Source organism: Terriglobus sp. ADX1 (assembly GCF_036877645.1).
In the GTDB taxonomy this organism is placed as follows: Bacteria; Acidobacteriota; Terriglobia; order Terriglobales; family Acidobacteriaceae; genus Terriglobus.
In genome coordinates, this window is the sequence record NZ_JAEDXV010000015.1 from 71,692 (window position 1) to 90,731 (window position 19,040).

The following is a 19,040-nucleotide window of genomic DNA, read 5'->3' on the forward strand; positions in this document are numbered from 1 at the left end:
TTTCTTGCTGTGTAATTCACTTTCTGCGCGGTGGCCGGGTATTCGATAGGCTTGATGTATGGATTGGCGTACCCGTTTGCTGCACGAGAAGCCCGAACTCCCCGACAACTTTGAATCACTTGCCTCCGCCACTCATCGCGGATCAACCGTAGTGTTTCCCTCCATGGGAGGCATCCGTGACGGTTGGCGGCAGAGTGAAATTGGCTATTCCTACGGCATTTATGGCACGCCCACCGCAATGGAGTTGGCAGCCCGCATTGCTGCGCTGGAAGGCGCACGGCATACGTTTCTGACTCCCAGCGGAATGTCTGCGATTTCGTTGGTCGACCTGGCTTTCACCAAGGCAGGCGATCATGTGCTGATTCCCGTGCAGGCGTACGGGCCGAATGTGGAAGCAGCCAAGAACCTGCTGGGTCGCTATGGTGTGGAAACGGAACTTTACGACGCGACGATTGGTGGTGGCATTGCCTCGTTAATTCGTGAGAACACAGCACTGATCTGGTGCGAAAGCCCCGGCTCCATCACGATGGAAGTGCAGGATGTGCCCGCGATTGTTGCTGCAGCGCATGCGCGTGGTGTTGTGGTGGCGATTGATAACACTTACGCGGCGGGAGTGCTGTTCGATGCGTTTGCACATGGCGTGGACGTGAGTGTGCAGGCGCTGACGAAGTATATCGGCGGCCACAGCGATCTGCTGCTGGGTTCGGTCTCGGTCGCGACGGAAGATGGCTATGAGCGTGTGGGCAATACACGACGGATGCTGGGGCTGAGTGTTTCGCCCGATGAATGCTCGTTGGCACTGCGTGGTTTGCAGACGCTGGCGGTGCGGCTGGAACGCATGGAACGCTCCACGCTGGAGATTGCGAAGTGGCTGGCGGAACGCAGCGAGATTGATGTGGTGCTGCATCCTGCTCTGCCTTCGTGCCCGGGGCATGAGCTGTGGAAGAGGGACTTTACGGGATCGGCAAGTGTGTTTTCGATGCTGTTTTCGCCGCGTTATTCGCCGGAGCAGGTGAATGCGTTCGTCGATCGGTTGAGCCTGTTCAAGATCGGCTGGAGCTGGGGCGGCGTGAACAGCCTTGCCATGGCGTACCCCACGCTGACGCGCATCGACGCGAATCATCACGGCCGGATTGTGCGTCTGAACATCGGACTGGAAGAGCCCGTGGATCTGATCGCAGACCTGGAGCGCTCGCTTTCCTTGTTGGGATGATTCGTTGACAGAACAAGCGTTACCGCAACCGCCGATGAGCCGATTTGCGCACACTATGCGTGCGCTGCGGCATCGCAACTACAGGCTTTACTTATCCGGGCAGTGCGTGTCGTTGATGGGCACATGGATGACCCGGCTGGCGCTGTCGTGGCTCACATATCGGTTGACACATTCGGCATTCCTGCTGGGCATGGTTGGATTTGCCGGGCAGATTCTTACGTTCGTGCTGGCGCCGTTTGCGGGTGTGTGGGTAGATCGCATGGATCGCCGCAAGCTGCTGCTGATGACACAGGTCGCGGCTGCTGCGCAGTCGCTTGCGCTTGCAGTGTTGACGCTGACGAAGGTCATCACCATTCAGGAGATTCTTGCGCTGGCAGCGTTTCAGGGATTGATTGACGCATTCGATATGCCCGCGCGGCAATCGTTTGTGACGAAGATGGTGCCGGACAAAGAAGACCTGAGCAATGCGATTGCACTGAACTCGTCGATGGTGAATGTTGCGCGGCTGGTGGGGCCTTCGGTGGCTGCGATTGTGATTGCAAAACTGGGCGAGGGATGGTGCTTCAGCATTGATGGAGTTTCGTATCTCGCCGTGATTGCTTCATTGTTGATGATGCGGATTAAGCCGGATGTACCGGGTACCAACCATCGGCCGGCCATGGCGGAACAGATGCGTGAAGGATGGGGCTATGTGAGCCGCTTCATTCCTGTACGAAACATCCTGCTACTGTTTGCAATTACAAGTCTGATGGGCATGTCGCAGATGGCACTGCTGCCGCTGTTTGCCGCGCAGGTGTTGCATGGTGGTCCGCGCATGTTAGGCGTGCTGACAACAGCAAACGCCGTTGGAGCTTTGGTGGCTGCGGTGTTGTTGGCATCGCGGAAGAATGCCGTGGGGCTGCTACGACACGTACAACTCGGAGGAGCGCTGTTTGGTGCGGCGCTCGTCGTGTTTGGCATGTCGCATTGGGTTGTCCTGTCTCTGTTGGCTATGATCGCGATGGGCTTCGGCATTATGACCGGAATGGGCGGCAGCAATACGATCATCCAGACGCTTTCGCCGGAAAATAAGCGCGGTCGCGTGATGAGTTTCTATACGATGGCCTTCATCGGAATGACACCGTTTGGGAGCCTGCTGGCGGGTGCCTTGGCGCATCGGTTAGGCGCGCCGCATACGCTGGTGTTTAGCGGTGTCTGCGTGATGTTGGCAGGCGCGTGGTTCTGGTCGCAGACAGGTGCAATGCGTGTGCATATGCGTGCGCGCTATGAGGAATTGGGCATTCTGCAACCGAAGAAAGAGGCGGCATGACGAAGCAGCGTTGCAAATGGAGTGAGCGCGATCCGCTGGAGACTGTGTACCACGATGAAGAGTGGGGCGTTCCAGTGCACGATAGTCGCATGTTGTGGGAGTGCCTGATGCTGGAAGGATTTCAGGCAGGCTTGTCGTGGACTATCATCCTGCGCAAGCGCGAGAACTTCCGCGAGGCCTTTCTCAACTTCGATCCGAAAAAGGTTGCAAAGTTCGGCGAGCGCGAGATTGAGATTCTGCTGGCGAACCCTGGAATCGTGCGTTCACGCGCAAAGATTGAAGCAACGATCAAAGGCGCGCAGATTTACCTGGATATGCAGAAGAAAGGCGAGGACTTCGCCGATTTCTGCTGGAGCTTTACCAAGGGCAAAGTGCTGCGCGGCGATGGGACAGTGGTCGCAGAGACCGAGCTTTCGCGCACGATTTCGAAAGAACTGAAACGACGCGGGTTTAAGTTCGTAGGTCCCTCGATCACCTATGCATGGATGCAGGCCGTGGGTATTGTGAATGACCATGTGGCGCATTGCTTCCGTCGCAAACAGGTTTGAAGAGACTATCCTGAAGTGGTATGCCAAAGATTGCTTTTCTGGAATGTTCGCGTTGCAAGCATCGCGAAAGTGCGGATGTGCCGCGGACGGTTTGCTCCGTATGTGCCGGTACGTTTTATGTGCGGTATGACCTTTCCGAGTTGAAAGGAGCTGCAGTGCGCGACAGCCTGCCGCAGACGGACAGCATGTGGCGTTATGCTCCGGTGTTGCCCGATGCTTTGCCGGTAACACTTGCGGAAGGATGGACGCCGATGATGGCGTCGCGCCGCAATCCCAATGTGTTGTTGAAGGAAGAAGGCGCCAACCCCACTGGCACATTTAAGGCTCGTGGCATGAGCCTTTGCATGACCATGATGAAGCACTATGGCGTGCAGAAGGTGGCGGTGCCCAGCGCAGGCAATGCTGGCGGCGCATGTGCTGCGTACGCTGCGGCCGCGGGCATTGAGGCGCATGTGTTCATGCCCCAGGATGTGCCGTTGGCGAACCAGGTGGAGTGCATTGCCTATGGTGCGCACATGACGCTGGTGGATGGCCTGATCAGCGATTGCGCCAAGATTGTGGCAGCTCGCAAGGACGAAGAGGGATGGTTTGATGTGTCCACGCTGAAGGAGCCGTTTCGCGTGGAAGGCAAGAAGACCATGGGGTATGAGTTGGTGGAACAGCTTGGCTGGGAGTATCCCGATGCGGTGTTCTATCCCACCGGCGGCGGCGTTGGCCTGATTGGCATGTGGAAGGCGTTCCTTGAGATGGAGGAGCTGGGCTGGGTATCCGGCAAACGGCCCAAGATGATTGCCTGCCAGGCTGCGGGATGCGAACCGGTAACGAAGGCGTATCGCGAAGGCAAGGACGCCAGCGAGATGTTCCAGAATGCACATACGCTGGCCAGCGGTCTGCGTGTCCCGAAGCCATATGGCGACTACATCATTCTGGATGTGGTGCGTGAGAGCGGCGGTACGGTGATCTCGCAGACGGATAACGAAATCTATGCGTCGATTCAGGATTGGGGCCGGAATGAGGGCATTCTGTTGTCGCCGGAGGGCGCTGCGGCTACGGCTGCGTACGACCGCCTGATTGAGAATGGCTTCCTGAAGAAGACGGACCGCGTGGTGATCTTCAACACCGGTACGGGTAACAAATACACGGATGTGCTGAGCGTCATGCAGCGTGCGAATCCTGAGCTATAACGTTTCCAATCATTTGGGTGTGCGATCACCGAACGATCTGTCCGGTGATCGCATTGCCGCTCGTGTTTTCACGCTGATAGGCTTTTTCCATGTCTGAGACTGCACTACTGCCTGCTGAAACTGATGTATTGCTGGTGGGCGCCGGTATTATGTCTGCCACGCTGGGCACTCTGCTCAAGACGCTGGTTCCTTCTTTGCACTTGACCGTGGTGGAATCGCTGGATCGCGTCGCCGTGGAGAGTTCTGACGCATGGAACAACGCGGGTACGGGCCATGCGGCGTTGTGCGAGCTGAACTACACGCCCGAAGGCAAAGATGGTTCGATTGCGATTGATCGCGCCATCAAGATCAATGAGCAGTTTCAGCATTCAAGGCAGTTCTGGGCTGCGCTGGTGGAGCGCGGTCTGATCTCAGATCCGAAGCAGTTCATCAACCCTGTGCCGCACATGAGCTTTGTTTCCGGTGCGGAGTCGGTGGAATTTCTGCGCAAGCGTTATAACGCCATGCAGCAGTGTTCGCTGTTTCAGGGCATGCAGTTCTCAGATGACCCTGCGGTATTGAAGCAGTGGATTCCACTGATGATGGAGCAGCGTTCATCAAACGAACCGGTAGCAGCAACACGCGCAGAATTTGGTACCGATCTCAACTTCGGCGCGTTGACGCGCATGTTGTTTAGCGCCCTGAAGCAGCAGGGGAGTCAGGTGGTCATGCGGCATCGTGTGACGGAACTGACGCAGTTACCGGATACACGCTGGTATGTCGAAGTGGAAGACCTTGCCACAGGCAAGACGAGCCGCGTGACGGCTCGGTTTGTGTTCCTGGGCGCAGGCGGCGGAGCTTTGCCGCTGCTGCAGAAGTCGGGGATTCCCGAAGGCCGTGGCTATGGTGGTTTCCCGGTCAGCGGGCAGTGGCTGCGCTGCACGAATCGCGATGTCATTGAGCGTCATGCAGCGAAGGTGTACGGCAAGCCTGCGCTGGGCGCGCCGCCGATGAGCGTGCCGCACCTGGACACGCGTGTGATCGATGGCAAGAAGGAGCTGTTGTTTGGGCCGTTTGCCGGATTCACCACGAAGTTTCTGAAGTTTGGTTCGTTCCTTGATTTGCCGCTGTCCGTTGGTACCGGCAACCTCGTTTCTATGCTGGGTGCGGGCGCGCACAACCTCGATCTGACGAAGTATTTGATTGGTCAGGTGATGCAGTCTCAGGAAGACCGCGTGAATGCACTGCGTGAGTTTGTGCCTACGGCTCGCGGTGAGGACTGGGTTCTGGAGATTGCAGGGCAGCGCGTACAGATCATCAAGCCGGATGCAAAGTCTGGTGGACGGCTGGAGTTTGGCACCGAGGTGATCCGCAGCGCGGATGGATCGCTGGCGGCGCTGCTGGGGGCCTCGCCGGGTGCTTCCACAGCGGTTTCCATCATGCTGGAACTGATTACGCGAGGAACGTCCGTTGTGCCACAAGAGGCTCGCACACCGACAGCGCTGCAATCGCTGATTCCCAGTTATGGGCGTTCCATGGCGAAGGAGCCGGAGTTGTTGGCGCAGGTTACGGAGCAGACGGGCCGGTTGTTGCAGCTTCGATAGCAAGGCAGCGTTTACCGGCTACGCCAAGGTGGAGTAGCCTTAGGCGCATATGAGTGCCCGCTTTTCAGCTATGCTGCACATCGCCGGTGACGTTCGCGACGCCATTGCTTTTTACAAAAAAGCATTCGACGCTACAACGGGCTGGAGCACGCCTGACGCCGATGACATGGTGGCTCAGCTTCTGGCACACGGAGCGGAGTTCTGGGTGCATCCGGCCGATGAGACGATCGGCAATCCGTCGCCGCAACAACTTGGCGGTACGGCAGTACGATTGATGCTCATTGTGGAAGACCCGGATGTCGTATTCCATCAGGCTGTGGCGGCCGGCGCGGTGGTTCGCTCTCCCATGCAAGACCACGACTACGGATGGCGCGATGGTTCGCTGATGGATCCGTTTGGTCATCGGTGGGAGATTGGTAAGCCGCTTCTCCGCGCTTCTGACGATGTCCTAAGAAAGCCGAATCCCCACTTCGTCCGCCGCGTCTAACTCCTGCTCACGAAGCATAAGGAGACAGGCATGTCGAAGGTTGTTCTGATTACAGGTGCGAATAAGGGCATTGGTTTTGAGGTAGCTCGGCAGTTGGGGCACGCCGGATTTACCGTTCTGCTGGGTGCTCGCGATGCTGCGCGTGGTGAGGAAGCAGCGGCGAAGCTTCGCAGCGAAGGCGCTGATGTTCGCTATGTTGTGGCCGATCTGGATCGTGCTTCGGAGACAGCGACAGCGCTGGCAGGTCAGATTAAGAAGGAGTTTGGCCATCTCGATGTACTCATCAACAACGCGGGCATCTTCGATCTGACGGGCGGCGATAGCCCGGCAAGCACGGCCAAGATCGATGCCGTGAAACGCACTTTCGAGATCAACTTCTTCGGTACGGTTGAGTTCACGCAGCCGCTACTGCCATTGCTTCGTGCCGCCGAAAGCGCGCGCATTATCAATGTTTCAAGTGGGCTGGGTTCTCTCGGACTCAACAGCGACCCCACCTCGCCCTTCTATCCTGTGAAACCGCTTGGGTACAACGCCTCAAAGGCCGCGCTGAATATGTTCACTGTGGATCTTGCCTGGGAGCTGCGCGATACCAGGATCAAAGTAAATTCCATTTGCCCCGGCTTTACCGCAACGGACATCAACAACAACACCGGCACGCAGACCATTGAAGAAGGCGCAGAAGCAATCGTGCGTTTTGCGCAGCAGCCTGACGACAGCCCTACGGGCGGCTTCTTTCACAAGGATGGAACGTATCCCTGGTAATACCTGCTGCACCCTTAACTGAGGGCTGATATGCTTAGCCGCATTCCAGGCCCTCAATTAAGTGGACGCTTACGATAAGCGTGCACAACGTAAGGAAAGCCATGATTGCATATGTCGTCGAGAGCGCAGGCGGACCGTTCCGTGCTGTAGAGGTACCCACACCTCAACCAGCGAGCAATCAGGTGCTTGTGCAGATATGTGCAAGCGGAGTGAACCCACTCGACACCAAAATTCGTGCAGGAGCAGGCGGCCATGCAAAGCAGCCGCTTCCGGCCGTGTTGGGGTTGGACATGGCGGGTGTGGTCGCGGCGGTGGGAGCTGATGTAACGGAGTTTCGTCCGGGAGATGAAGTCTTCGGAATGGTCGGCGGCGTGGGCGGGTTGCAGGGAACACTGGCAGAGTTTGTGCTTGCGGACGGAGCGCTACTTGCACGAAAGCCAAATACACTCACCATGCGACAGTCTGCCGCGTTGCCGCTCGTCACCATTACTGCGTGGGAAGGCCTTGTGGATCGCGCCGCTGTGCATGCTGGGCAAACGGTTCTGGTGCATGCAGGTGCCGGCGGTGTGGGATATGCCGCTATCCAGATTGCCCTTGCACGCGGTGCAAAAGTATTCACGACTGTATCCGCCGACAAGCGAGCGATTGTTGAGGCGTTAGGAGCAATCGCAATCGACAGGTATGCGGCGGTAGATGACTATGTTGCTGAACATACCGGTGGTGAAGGCTTTGATATCGTCTACGACACCCTCGGTGGCGCGGTGCTGGATGCCTCCTTCGCAGCGGTCAAACGCTATACGGGGCATGTTGTCAGTTGCCTCGGTTGGGGCACGCATTTGCTGGCTACCCTGTCTTTTCGTGCGGCCACATATTCCGGAGTATTCACTCTGCTGCCGCTGTTGTCGGGAGTTGGACGAGCTCATCATGGGCAGATTCTGCAGAGTGCAGCGGAGCTTGCAGAGCAAGGTCAACTAAAGCCGCTGCTGGCTGACGAGCAGTTTGGAAAGAACGATATTGCCCGTGCTTACGATGCCGTTGCCAACGGCAGCAAAGGGAAAGTAGTCCTTGAACTTTGATCGTCGCAGTTTCCTGGCATCCGCTTTCGTTGGCGTCGATGCCTTTCGTCGCAAGATCTCCTTGTCCAATTTCAATCAGCAAGCCAACGCTTCGAAGGAAAACTTTATGACTGACCTTCCGAATATTCCGCTGACCTCTCACCATCGCGTTGAAGTCGATGGTGTAAATGTGTTCTACCGCGAAGCAGGCCCTTCCGATGCTCCGGTCATTCTCTTACTCCACGGATTCCCAACGTCATCGTTTCAGTATCGAGAGCTTATTCCGCGCCTTGCCGATCGCTATCATGTGATAGCTCCAGATCTGCCCGGCTTCGGCTTTACTGAGGTTCCCGCGGATCGTGGTTATAAGTACACGTTCGACTCGCTGGCCAAGACTATCTTCGCGTTCACGCAAGCACTGAAGCTTACCCACTACGCGATGTACGTTTTTGATTACGGCGCTCCCACAGGCTTCCGCCTGGCATTGATGGCTCCTGAGCGAGTGACCGCCATCTTGTCTCAGAATGGCAATGCTTACGAAGAAGGCCTGGGCGACGCCTGGCAGCCTATTCAGCGCTATTGGCGCGAACCCACGCTGGAGCATCGGAACGCAATCCGCACCGGCTTAAACCTTGAAGGAATGCGCCACGAATATTCCGTAGGGATTCCAGACCCAAGCCTGATCAAGCCGGAAGGTTACACGCTGGATGCCGCTCTATTGGCGCGCCCCGGCAATGTCGATATACAACTCGATCTTTTCCTTGATTACGCCAACAACGTAAAACTGTATCCCAAATTTCAGGAGTACTTTCGCACTGCGAAGCCTCCGCTGCTCGCGGTGTGGGGTAAGTTCGACCCATACTTTATCCCTGCTGGAGCAGAGGCGTTCAAGAAAGACATTCCGAATGCCACGGTTACATTCCTTCCAACAGGACACTTTGCGCTTGAGACTCACTTGCAGGAGATCGCGGTGGCGATGCGTGAGTTTCTGGGGGAACACGTGGGTAAGGCGAGTCATGTATAGGGAACGATAAGCAGGTGTGACAAACAAAGATCGTTACAGGAAACGGCCCGCCGAAGCGGGCCGTTTCTCTTGCTCGTTGTGAATGCGTTCAGACGCGCTCGATGACAACCGACTCGAGAACGACGGGCTTCTTGGGGCGGTCCATGCCGTCGCGGGCTACCTTGCTGATCTTCTCCACGATGTCGTAGCCTTCCACGACTTCGCCGAAGATGGTGTGGCGGCCGGTGAGCCAGGTGGTTGGTGCAACGGTAATGAAGAACTGCGAGCCGTTGGTGTTGGGGCCTGCATTTGCCATGGCCAGCTTGCCGGTCTCCTGGAAGCCGTGCGGCGAGCCCTTGGTCTCGTCTGCGAAGCGGTAACCGGGGCCGCCCATGCCGGTGCCTTCCGGGTCGCCGCCCTGGATCATGAACTCAGGGATCACGCGGTGGAAGATGGTGCCGTCATAGAGCTTGTCGCCCTTCTTGCTGCGGCTCTCCCACTTCTTGGTGCCCTCGGCCAGGCCGATGAAGTTGGCGACGGTCTCCGGCGCATCCTTCTCAAAGAGGCGCGTGACGATGGTGCCTTCGCTGGTGTTGAAGACGGCGTAGGTACCGGGTGTGCGATCTGCCATGGATGTTTCCTTTCTATTGCTGCAAGACGTTGGATGCTTACTGCGCTGCGGGTGCGGCAGGTTGGGTCGCCATGGGATCCGGAGGAATGGTGCCACCCTCCGGAACAATCGTGACGTGCTTAATCACCACAGGGGTAACAGGCTTATCCTGCGAGTTCTTTTCTACTCGGGCGATGGACTGCACGACGACCACGGAATGGGGATCACACTGGCCGAAGATGGTGTGTTTGCCATTCAGTTCGGGAACTGGCGCTTCTGTGATGAAGAATTGCGTGCTGCCTGTGCCGGGGCCAGCGTTGGCCATAGCCAGGCGGCCCTCCCGGTCAAAACGCAGACCGGGCGAGCGCTCTTCGCCAATGTAATAGCCAGCATCGCCAGCGCCGGTTCCTGCGCGGTCGCCGCCCTGGATCATGAAATTGGCAATCACGCGATGAAAGGTGGTGCCGTCGTAGAAGGGCACACCGTGCATCTTCTGGCCGGTCGTGGGATCGACGAAGTCCTTGGTGCCGGTGGCCAGGCCGATGAAGTTCTCCACGGTCTTGGGGGACTCGTTCTGGAAGAACTGGCAGGTCAGGCGACCCATCGTGGTGTCAATGACAGCGGTGGGGCCGTTGGGTGCGGGCGGAACTCCGAGGCCTTCTGCGGCTCCGGGTGAATCCGGCAGGTCGTCCGCGGGCTTTGCCGGAGGATTCTGCTGCTGGGCAGGCGGTGCAGTGGACCCTGCCTGTGCCAGTGCCGCTACCGGAGCAGCGGCGAGAATCGCGAAGAGAGATAGGGGCGCAAGTCGGAACATCATGCCACTTCCAGAATACGCCGCGCGGCGGAAGCGGTCACGCGGCGGCGAACTCCTCGGCCTGTTGCAACACACGCAAGAGGTTTTCACCGAGCATGCCGCGAAGGTCGTCAGCAAGCCATCCGCGTTCCAGAAGTGCGGCGGTCAGCTTTGGTAAGTCCGCGGCGGTTTCCATGCCTTCTACGGAGAGGGCGATGCCATCGAAGTCAGATCCAATGCCGACATGCTGCGGGCCGACGAGGCGTAGCAGATGGTCAAAGTGTTCGACGAGGACGGAGAAGGGAACCGGTGGAATGCGGCGAGCGAAGGCGCGCTCAATAGCGAGTTCGTCGAAGAACAGGAATGGCTTGCCTTGTGCACGAAAGTCTTCGCGGGCCTTTTCGAGCGCTGCATTTCTCTCCGGCTTCATCGCGTTCCAGGCTTCCCGCCACGCGTCGCTAAGGAAGCCTGCGAAGAAGTTCACCATGACGATGCCACCTTTTGCGGCAAGTTTCCGGGCCATGTCGTTGGAGAGGTTGCGGGCTGCGTGGCAGATGTGGCGTGACGATGAATGCGAAGCGATGACAGGCACCCACGATGTTTCCAGAACGTCGTGAAAGGCGGCGTCGCTGACGTGAGAAATGTCCACGAGCATGCCAAGGCGGTTCATCTCGCGCACCACCTCGCGACCGAAGGCCGTCAGGCCGCCGTCACCACCATAGCCGCTGGAACCGCACCAGTCGTTGGCGTTGGCCCAGGTGAGCGTCATGTAACGCACGCCGCTGGTATAGAACTCACGGAGGTCTTCGAGGCTGTTTTCTATGGCGTGACCGCCTTCGATGCCGATCAGCGCAGCGTATTGGCCGTTGCGTTTGGCGCTACGCACTTCGTTTGCATTGGTACAGATGGTGATGGCTTCCGGCTGCTTTGCGGCCTGTTGATGAATGCCAGCGATGAGGCTGCGGGTTCGTTCCGCGAACTTTCCTTCCCATGCATCCGGTTCCGGCCAGGCAATGAGAAAGCCCCCGTGGAGATGTCCTGCGGCGGCTGTCTCTGCGGAGAGTTGGCCGATGCCCAGAGGCGAGCCCGACCAGTTCCAATCTTCATCGACAAAGCGTTGAGGCGTATCGGCGTGGCCGTCCAGCACGATGTTGCTGTCATGGAGTGCTTTCGCTTCTGCGAGGAAGTTTCTCATCTGTTTCATGTTAGCTCGATTGCCAATGCTTTCTTCGGGTTGCGGGTATGCCGTGGAATGGCGTGGCAAACCCTGCCATGATCTTCGCGTCTATGTTGGGCGAGGTGACAGACAATGAGCGGTTTGACCGGAAATGGATTTGCAGGTGAGGGCGAGGGAGTAGCAAAGGAAAAGGTGAATACGCCGGACACCCCAGCACGCCCAGGCGTGAATTCACTGGAACGCGCCGAGAGTGGACACCAGAAGGGCATTGACCGGGCAGCGGAAGACTCCGCACGCCGTGCAATGAATCGCCAGGCACATGAGGATGGAGACATCTTTACCAAGTAACCCTTCCCCAGGACACGAAGACAGCGGCTCCGCGATCCCCCGTCGCGGGGCCGTTCGTGCTTCATGGCTGTGTCGAGGTTGGAGTGGCTGATGGCGAAGCTCCCGCAGTGATCCACAAGCGGAGAGTTTCGATCTCCTCCGGAGTAAGCGGTTCGCCTTTCTTCGGCATCAACTTCGGATCGTTCGATGGCAAGGTGATGCGGTGCAGCAGGATGCTGCGTTCGGGGTGCCCGGCACCCACAATGTCGCCGCTGGCGCCGCCGTCCATCAGGTGTGCGTAACTATCCAGACGTAGATTGCCTTTGCGCTCCTGAGTGCCGTGGCACTTTACGCAGTTGGCGTTCAGTATGGGCTGCACCTGTTTCGCGTAGACCCCCTCGGGGTCGACGGCGGGATAGCTGCGCGACGGTGCGAGGTGAGGGGCGAACTCGGTAAGCCAGTCGTCACCGTAGACGATCTTGCCGCCAGTATGAGCAGTCCAGAGTGTCAGCAAAGCAAGCGGGATGGTGAGCGATGCTCGCAGGGGTAGGAACGTGCGCAGCAGGGAGATGGCGATAGCTGCAATGGCGAGGACGATGCCTGTCCACAGATGCGTGCGCACCTGATCTGCGGGAAAGGCTCCGGCATGCGCCAGAATGATGCCAAGTAGCGCAGAGAAAAAGCCTGTGATGGCTGCGATAGTGAGTGTGATGGATGCTGCCTGTTGCAGCGCAGGACGCTTCTTCGCAACGAGATCGAAGACTGGCACCAGAAACAGCAGACCGATGGGCAGATGAATCAGGCCTACGTGGAAACGGCCCAGGAACTGACCGGTGTGTGTCTGCCCGTCTGGCGGCAGGATGGATGGCAGCGAAAGCAGCAAGAGGATAGCCGCTGTGCTGGCGATCCATATCTTGGGGTGAGGTCTATTGGTGGTGTAAAGCTGTTCTTCCTGCGTCTGCATCCTGCTTTGAGCTTAGCGGAAGTGATAGTTCCCGGCTTCCCGGTGTGTCGTCGTGGCACGAGACGAAGAAGATCCTTCGACCTCACTTCGTTTCGCTCAGGATGACGATTCACCGAACCCTTGGTTTTAACGCGATGGCTCAGGCATATGAACCGCCGCTGCTGGCGTTCTTTGCCGCACGCTCGCGGCTGATCGTTTCCACGTAGCCACTTTCCTTCAATGCGGCGAGCGGATCGACTGGCAGGCCCTTGGATGCGCGCCACGCCTGTACCAACGGACGAACGTCGGTGAAGAAAGCGTTGCGGAAGAGTTCTTCGGCTTCGACCAGCGCGCAGGCATCCTGCAGTTCTGAGAGTTTGGCCTGATCGATGAGGGCAGCGCGAGCATAGAGCTCCTGCGCCGTGGCGACGGTCTGCACCATGGCCTCCATCTTGCCTTTGAGATTGTGGCTCTGGTCGATCATGTAAGCAATGTCGCTGCTGCCACCGCTGGCAGTATGGGCATGAATCTCATGGAAGATGCGGAAGACCTGGTACGGGTCAATCGAGCCGAGTGTCAGGTCGTCATCCGCGAACTTGCGGTCGTTGAAGTGGAAGCCGCCGAGCGCGCCAAGATGCAAGAGCCACGCCACGATCTGTTCAATGTTGGTGCCGAGCGCATGATGTCCCGTATCGACAAGCACTACGGCTTGCGGGCCAGCCTGTTTCGCCATGGTGCAAGCCATGCCCCAGTCGGCGAGGTCCGTGAAGTAAAAGGCCGGTTCGAAAGGCTTGTATTCAACGAGCAGGCGCTGATTCGGCGCAAGTTCAGCATGCGTTGCGGCGAGCGCTTCGGTAAGCCAGCCGATGCGGCGTTGAATGCTCTGCGTGCCGGGATAATTCGCACCATCGGAGAGCCATAGCGAAATGTCCCGCGAACCGAGTGCTTTTGCAATCTGCACGCTCTCGATCATGTGATCGGTCGCTTGTTTGCGAATGGCTGGATTCGGGTTGCAGAGCGAGCCGAATTTGTACGACTGATCCTGAAACAGATTTGGATTGATGGAGCCGGAGCGGATGCCGTGCTGTTGTTCAAGCTGACGAATCTCGCTGACGGAACCTTCTCCTTTGGGCAGATCCCACAGAACATGCAGTGCCACGGTGGGAGCGACGCCGGTGATCTTGTTCACCATGCCTGCATCTGCAAACTTTTCCGCGATCGTGGTGGCGGCGCCAGGTTGGATGAACTTGCCGAAGCGTGTGCCGGTGTTGGCAAATCCCCAGGATGGAAGCTCGATGCGGAAGTTGTCGAGTGCGGCAAAAACTTTCTGCTGTGCGTCGTTCATTCGGTTCCTTCAGGGTGTCCAGGCATGTAGAAGACTTCCGGCATCATGGCAAAGCGTTCGCCGGGTGCAAGATCGGGTACGGGTTCAAAGATGTCGGCCATCATGGTCTGCCAACGTGTGTTGGCTTCGCTGGTCGCCATACGCGCAAGGAAGGCATCGAAGTTGTCCACGTGCAGATAGAGGAAGAGTTGCTGGCCGCGGCGGAAGATGGAGTATTCGCGCACACCTGCATCAGCCAGGTCTTTCAGCAACTCCGGCCACACGGCCACATGGCGGCGATCGTATTCGTCTTCGCAGCCTTCGCGGATGCGGAGCTGATAGGCGTACCGTGGCACGTGCAAAATTCCTCCGCAAGAAGATTAAACGCTGTTAGCCGATACGATACACAGCGTTTGGTCAGTCTTGCTCATTGTTTGGCAGGGTGCTTATACTTCGCCGGTTTGGCCGCTGTAAGGCCGCATGTCGTGGATTGAGCATGCACCTGTGGCAGGTTTTGAGGCGTCCAAAGGAAGTGGTCTTTTGCGGCCCTGCGTGACCGGAGGAGACGAAGGAAAGAAGGCGTAGAAGTATGGCAGTAACAGTGGATCTGGAACGCGCTGCTGCAGAAGCAGCTTTGGAAAAGGAAATGAACCCGTGGGAGGCTCAGGCCGCCCGCTTTGATTTTGCGGCGAAAAAACTGGATCTGGACGCAGGGATCTGGAAGGTATTGAGCCAGCCCAATCGCGAGATCATTGTGCATTTTCCGGTGATGATGGACGATGGCCGCATTGAGGTCTTTACCGGCTATCGAGTGCAACATTCCATGGCACGTGGTCCCGCAAAGGGCGGTATTCGGTATGCGCCGGATGTGTCGCTGGACGAGGTGCGCGCGCTGGCAAGCTGGATGACCTGGAAGTGCGCCGTGGTGAATATTCCGTTTGGGGGCGCTAAGGGCGGCGTCATCTGCGATCCGAAGAAGATGAGCCAAGGCGAACTGGAGCGGTTAACGCGGCGTTACACGGCGGAGATGATCGATGTATTTGGCCCGGAAAAGGACGTTCCTGCGCCCGATGTAAACACGAACGAGCAGACGATGGCATGGATCATGGACACGTACTCCATGCACATGCGGCAGACCGTGACCAGCGTGGTGACGGGCAAGCCCATCAATATTGGCGGTTCGCGTGGACGTTCGGCGGCAACGGGCCGTGGTGTTTCCGTGGCTTGCGATCAGGCACTGCAATACCTGGGCATGAAGCCTGCGGATTGCCGCGTGGTGGTGCAGGGATTCGGTAATGTGGGATCGAATGCCGCGTTGCTGCTGCGTGAAAAAGGCTACAAGGTGATCGGCATTGCGGAGTGGGACGGCGGTTTGTACAACGGCGACGGAATCAACATCCCCGCGTTGGTGGAACATCGTAAGAAGACCGGCTCAATCCGCAATTTCAGCGGTGCAACCGAAGCAAATAGCGAAGAGCTATTGACCACTCAGTGCGAAATTTTGATTCCGGCAGCGCATGAGAATGTGATCACCAGCCGCAATGCCGGGGCAGTGAAAGCGCGGATTCTAGTAGAAGGAGCGAACGGCCCTACAACTCCAGCAGCAGACGACATCCTGGAGAAGAATGGTGTGTTCGTGGTGCCGGATATCCTGGCGAACGCCGGTGGCGTGACGGCCAGCTACTTCGAATGGGTGCAGGATCGCATGGGCTATTTCTGGACCGAGGATGAGGTGAACGATCGGCTGGATCGCCTGATGACTCAAAGCTTCCATGACGTGATTCGTTATGCGGAGGCACACGGTGTGAACAACCGCATTGCGGCGTACATGCTGGCGATTGATCGTGTGGCATATACGACGAAGCAACGCGGTATCTACGCCTAAGAAGCGGAACGCAATGGGCACAATGGTCTTGGCTATGGCCGCATTGAGCCATCGTAGACATGGCGCACATTGCGTTCTGCCTTTCTTACCTTCCTGTGCAAGAATCATGGTGACGTCGCACGCAGGCATGACGCCTGATTGCGGCCAGGTACAGTCCGTTTGAATCTGCCCAATTCCATTACGATGAGCCGGATAGCCTGCCTTCCGCTGCTTATCTGGTTACTTTCCGCAAGCTCACCGATAACGGGGCATGCGCAGGAAGTGGCTGCGTCGCTGCTGTTCATTCTGGCGGCTATTACGGATGGGCTGGATGGCTACCTGGCGCGCAAACGCGGACAGATCACCACCATTGGCATGTTGTTGGATCCGCTGGCAGACAAGATGTTGGTGACGGCCGGGTATGTCTGCCTGGTCAGTTTTAATCCGCACATTGTGAAGCCGTGGATTGCAGTGTTGGTTATCGGTCGTGAGTTCCTGGTCAGCGGTCTTCGTTCCATTGCGGCGAACGAAGGGTTCACCATTGACGCCAGCGAAGTTGGCAAGCTGAAGACGGTGCTGCAAATCGTTTCCGTTGTTGCTGCGATTCTGGATCGCGGATGGAATGCATGGTGGGTTGGACCGGGGTGGCGGAATGACACAGGTTGGTTCTTCGTCCCGGTGCATGTCATTGCAGTGACGGCCATCTACTGGATGACGTTTGTATCGATCCTCAGCGCCGTGGATTACTTCGTTGCCTTCTGGAGCAAGCTGGATCATGCGAGTCAGGTTTCGCGTAAGAAACGCAGCCGTTTGATGAGCCGGAAGAAGACTGTGGCGGCAGTAGGGCCGACCACCGGTAACGCTTAGTCAGTTCAGATCAAAAGGGGGGCGGTATGGCTTTGAGGAAAAGAGAGGCCTGCGGTGCGCTCGCTATGGGATCTATGGCCACTGGTGCTCTTGCAATCAGTGCGCTGGCAACAGGTGCAGTCGCGATTGGTGCCGTTGCGATTGGGGTATTGGCTATTCGTCGCGTACGGATTCTCGAGGCGCGGATTGATTTGCTGCATATCCGTGAGCTGACCGTAGATCGTCTGACTGTGCTTGAGAAATAAACATCGCAAATAAGAAAGCCCGCTCAGTTTGAGCGGGCTTTCTTACTGCTAAGGGCCAACGTTTGTTTAGTTGGCGGAGTTGTGCGGCTGTTGCCGTTGCACAAAGTGGTACGGAGGCCAGGGGCCGGAGAGCTGCATGCGGCAGTCCTTCAGCATGTCCATGGCGGTGGAGTACTTATTCTGGTAGCGCTCGACGTGCTTTTTGTCGACCAGATGGGCGATGTCGAGCAGCATTTTGCCTTCGCCGGCGCGTTTGCAGGTTACTTCTTCTGCGTCGGGCAGGAACATGCGCTGCATTTGTACCTGCAGGGCACGAGCCTTGGACTGGCGTTCGCGTTGTGCGCTCGCAGTCTCACGCAGGCTGGCGAGGTATTCCTTGCCGACAACGCCTGCAGCAGTCTTGTGCGACTCCGTGCAGATGTCATCAACAAGCACCTTAAGGTGCATCTCGGCTTTGCCGCGCAGGCGTTCTACGTTGTGGATGAAATGGCGATGGTTTGAGCGGACGGAGCGGCGCAGGGCGTCGTCGTCTTCAAAGTGGGTTCCGAAACGGAAGGGAAGAACCGTGGCGTGCTTAAAGCACTCTGCAATCACACGCGCATGATCGCGCTGTGCTTGCTGGTCCATGCGGGCATCGTCTTCAGGGTTGTGTTCCGAGACAACAACGGCGAGGTCACTGGCGGGGAAGGCGAAGGTTTGATTTCCGAAGAGGCCCGAGATTCCATCGAGTGGCATCGGACGACGGTGGCGAAGAAGCTCCGGAAAGGAAGTCCTTTCCGCGATGCAATAGGCATACCACGACATCTTTGTTTCTCTCCCAATTCGCGCCGTTACATGGGTAACCCCATGGTCACGGTTTGACCTGTCCGGGTCTCGGGCGTCTGGGTGAAAATATGAATCTCCCGACGCGAAGCGAATAGTAAGCAAACGAAGAAACAGTTGGCAAGCCCGTGTTTCTGGCTTTCTTTGGGACACTTTGGGGATTCGCTGGCTGCGCTTGTGATCGAAACGTTTCGGTTACGAAAGTGCTCCGATCGCTCGAGTGCGCCATCCATAACGGATCGCAAGCAACCGCAACACAAAACCGATGGTGGTGCCAATAGACGCCGCATGGTTTACCGGAACCCCTATGCGAGCCAATCCGAGAAACGCAGCGGCTGCAAAAGTGGCGACCAGTGCGTAGAGTTCGCCCTCCTGGAAGGTAGCCGGTGTTCTGCCGCTGAATAAATCCTTTAATGCACCGCCTCCAACGGCGGTTGTGACGCCAAGCATCAGGCAAGGTAAGAAGCCGAGGTGGGCATTCATGGCACGTGTGCTGCCGGCGGTCGTGAAAAACGCTAGGGCCAGCGCATCGACGATGTTCATGAAGGCAAGCATTCGTGGGCCTACCGTATGGCCGAAAAAGATGGCAATGGCAGCACCGGCAAGTGCATAGGCGAGATAGGAAGGATGCAGCAGTGCGAGCGGAGGGCCGTCGCCCAGCATGATGTCACGCACCAAGCCACCACCCACGCCGCTCAACAGGCCCAGCCCGAGCAATCCAATCACGTCATAGCGCGAGGTATGGTCGCGACGCAGACTCAGCACTCCGCCCAGTGCACCCAGTGATATCGCGGCGATTTCAAAGAAGCGAAAAAATACGCTGGAAATCTGCTGAGGGTGTAGCGGTAGCGGAATTGTGGGTCCTACCTGCAGAACTTGACAGGTTAATGCGTGCAAAGAGTGCATGAGAATTGCCTCAGGCTA

21 protein-coding genes are annotated in these 19,040 nt (G+C 57.6%); 13 read left to right on the forward strand and 8 right to left on the reverse strand.

From position 1 onward, the window contains the following. Window positions 1-58: 58 nt before the first annotated feature. The 9 genes from JAO32_RS11580 (at window position 59) to JAO32_RS11620 (ending at window position 9,165) form a co-directional block, all read left to right on the forward strand. Complete coding sequence (locus tag JAO32_RS11580; RefSeq protein WP_334240495.1) at window positions 59-1,213, forward strand: cystathionine beta-lyase; 1,155 nt, start codon at window positions 59-61, stop codon at window positions 1,211-1,213. 34 nt (window positions 1,214-1,247) lie between these two features. Next, a complete protein-coding gene (locus tag JAO32_RS11585; protein WP_334240498.1) occupies window positions 1,248-2,522 on the forward strand; it encodes an MFS transporter in 1,275 nt (424 codons plus the stop codon). Further along, on the forward strand, window positions 2,519-3,070 hold the full coding sequence (locus JAO32_RS11590) for a DNA-3-methyladenine glycosylase I (protein WP_334240500.1): 552 nt from the start codon (window positions 2,519-2,521) through the stop codon (window positions 3,068-3,070). Before JAO32_RS11585 ends, JAO32_RS11590 begins: the two co-directional genes overlap by 4 nt. A 20-nt stretch (window positions 3,071-3,090) precedes the next feature. Next, window positions 3,091-4,254, forward strand: coding sequence for a threonine synthase (locus JAO32_RS11595; protein ID WP_334240502.1), 1,164 nt, complete (start codon window positions 3,091-3,093; stop codon window positions 4,252-4,254). A gap of 89 nt (window positions 4,255-4,343) precedes the next feature. Further along, window positions 4,344-5,837, forward strand: coding sequence for a malate dehydrogenase (quinone) (mqo, locus tag JAO32_RS11600; protein WP_334240504.1), 1,494 nt, complete (start codon window positions 4,344-4,346; stop codon window positions 5,835-5,837). A gap of 49 nt (window positions 5,838-5,886) precedes the next feature. Beyond that, complete coding sequence (locus tag JAO32_RS11605; protein WP_334240506.1) at window positions 5,887-6,324, forward strand: VOC family protein; 438 nt, start codon at window positions 5,887-5,889, stop codon at window positions 6,322-6,324. Window positions 6,325-6,354: 30 nt separating this feature from the next. Further along, window positions 6,355-7,086: an SDR family oxidoreductase gene (locus tag JAO32_RS11610; RefSeq protein WP_334240508.1), complete on the forward strand. Its 732-nt coding sequence runs from the start codon at window positions 6,355-6,357 to the stop codon at window positions 7,084-7,086. Window positions 7,087-7,187: 101 nt separating this feature from the next. Next, window positions 7,188-8,162 carry a zinc-dependent alcohol dehydrogenase family protein gene (locus JAO32_RS11615; protein ID WP_334240510.1) on the forward strand — a complete coding sequence of 325 codons (975 nt, stop codon included), beginning with the start codon at window positions 7,188-7,190 and terminating at the stop codon, window positions 8,160-8,162. A 106-nt stretch (window positions 8,163-8,268) separates the two neighbouring features. Then, entirely contained in the window at window positions 8,269-9,165 is an 897-nt protein-coding gene (locus JAO32_RS11620) for an alpha/beta fold hydrolase (RefSeq protein ID WP_334240512.1), read from the forward strand. An 88-nt stretch (window positions 9,166-9,253) separates the two neighbouring features. On the opposite strand, the gene JAO32_RS11625 is transcribed toward JAO32_RS11620, so the two are convergent. Genes JAO32_RS11625 through JAO32_RS11635 form a run of 3 tightly spaced genes read right to left on the reverse strand, consistent with a single transcriptional unit; the run spans window position 9,254 to window position 11,751 of the window. Next, window positions 9,254-9,775, reverse strand: coding sequence for a peptidylprolyl isomerase (locus tag JAO32_RS11625; RefSeq protein ID WP_334240514.1), 522 nt, complete (start codon window positions 9,773-9,775; stop codon window positions 9,254-9,256). Between the two features lie 37 nt (window positions 9,776-9,812). Beyond that, window positions 9,813-10,571: a peptidylprolyl isomerase gene (locus JAO32_RS11630; protein ID WP_334240516.1), complete on the reverse strand. Its 759-nt coding sequence runs from the start codon at window positions 10,569-10,571 to the stop codon at window positions 9,813-9,815. Between the two features lie 34 nt (window positions 10,572-10,605). Further along, window positions 10,606-11,751: a dipeptidase gene (locus tag JAO32_RS11635; protein WP_334240517.1), complete on the reverse strand. Its 1,146-nt coding sequence runs from the start codon at window positions 11,749-11,751 to the stop codon at window positions 10,606-10,608. Between the two features lie 105 nt (window positions 11,752-11,856). On the opposite strand from JAO32_RS11635, the gene JAO32_RS11640 reads away from it, so the two are divergent. After that, window positions 11,857-12,072, forward strand: a complete 216-nt coding sequence (locus tag JAO32_RS11640; protein ID WP_334240519.1) for a hypothetical protein — start codon at window positions 11,857-11,859, stop codon at window positions 12,070-12,072. Between the two features lie 61 nt (window positions 12,073-12,133). Here JAO32_RS11640 and JAO32_RS11645 read toward each other — a convergent pair whose 3' ends face one another. From JAO32_RS11645 to JAO32_RS11655, 3 genes are all read right to left on the reverse strand, one after another. Next, complete coding sequence (locus tag JAO32_RS11645; RefSeq protein WP_334240521.1) at window positions 12,134-13,015, reverse strand: c-type cytochrome domain-containing protein; 882 nt, start codon at window positions 13,013-13,015, stop codon at window positions 12,134-12,136. 139 nt (window positions 13,016-13,154) lie between these two features. After that, window positions 13,155-14,339 (reverse strand): TIM barrel protein, encoded by a 1,185-nt coding sequence (locus JAO32_RS11650; RefSeq protein WP_334240523.1) that lies wholly within the window; start codon window positions 14,337-14,339, stop codon window positions 13,155-13,157. Beyond that, window positions 14,336-14,674: an L-rhamnose mutarotase gene (locus JAO32_RS11655; protein WP_334240526.1), complete on the reverse strand. Its 339-nt coding sequence runs from the start codon at window positions 14,672-14,674 to the stop codon at window positions 14,336-14,338. Before JAO32_RS11655 ends, JAO32_RS11650 begins: the two co-directional genes overlap by 4 nt. A 233-nt stretch (window positions 14,675-14,907) precedes the next feature. Between JAO32_RS11655 and JAO32_RS11660 the strand changes: the two genes are divergently transcribed. The 3 genes from JAO32_RS11660 to JAO32_RS11670 all read left to right on the forward strand — a co-directional run bounded on the left by JAO32_RS11660 (window position 14,908) and on the right by JAO32_RS11670 (window position 17,294). Further along, window positions 14,908-16,203, forward strand: coding sequence for a Glu/Leu/Phe/Val family dehydrogenase (locus JAO32_RS11660; RefSeq protein ID WP_334240527.1), 1,296 nt, complete (start codon window positions 14,908-14,910; stop codon window positions 16,201-16,203). A 159-nt stretch (window positions 16,204-16,362) separates the two neighbouring features. Further along, window positions 16,363-17,049 carry a CDP-diacylglycerol--glycerol-3-phosphate 3-phosphatidyltransferase gene (gene pgsA / locus JAO32_RS11665; protein ID WP_334240528.1) on the forward strand — a complete coding sequence of 229 codons (687 nt, stop codon included), beginning with the start codon at window positions 16,363-16,365 and terminating at the stop codon, window positions 17,047-17,049. 74 nt (window positions 17,050-17,123) lie between these two features. Next, window positions 17,124-17,294: a hypothetical protein gene (locus JAO32_RS11670; RefSeq protein WP_334240530.1), complete on the forward strand. Its 171-nt coding sequence runs from the start codon at window positions 17,124-17,126 to the stop codon at window positions 17,292-17,294. A 66-nt stretch (window positions 17,295-17,360) separates the two neighbouring features. Here JAO32_RS11670 and JAO32_RS11675 read toward each other — a convergent pair whose 3' ends face one another. Both JAO32_RS11675 and JAO32_RS11680 read right to left on the reverse strand, forming a co-directional pair. Then, window positions 17,361-18,098, reverse strand: coding sequence for a GvpL/GvpF family gas vesicle protein (locus tag JAO32_RS11675; RefSeq protein ID WP_334240532.1), 738 nt, complete (start codon window positions 18,096-18,098; stop codon window positions 17,361-17,363). A 213-nt stretch (window positions 18,099-18,311) separates the two neighbouring features. Further along, window positions 18,312-19,022 (reverse strand): trimeric intracellular cation channel family protein, encoded by a 711-nt coding sequence (locus JAO32_RS11680; RefSeq protein ID WP_334240534.1) that lies wholly within the window; start codon window positions 19,020-19,022, stop codon window positions 18,312-18,314. Window positions 19,023-19,040: the final 18 nt, after the last annotated feature.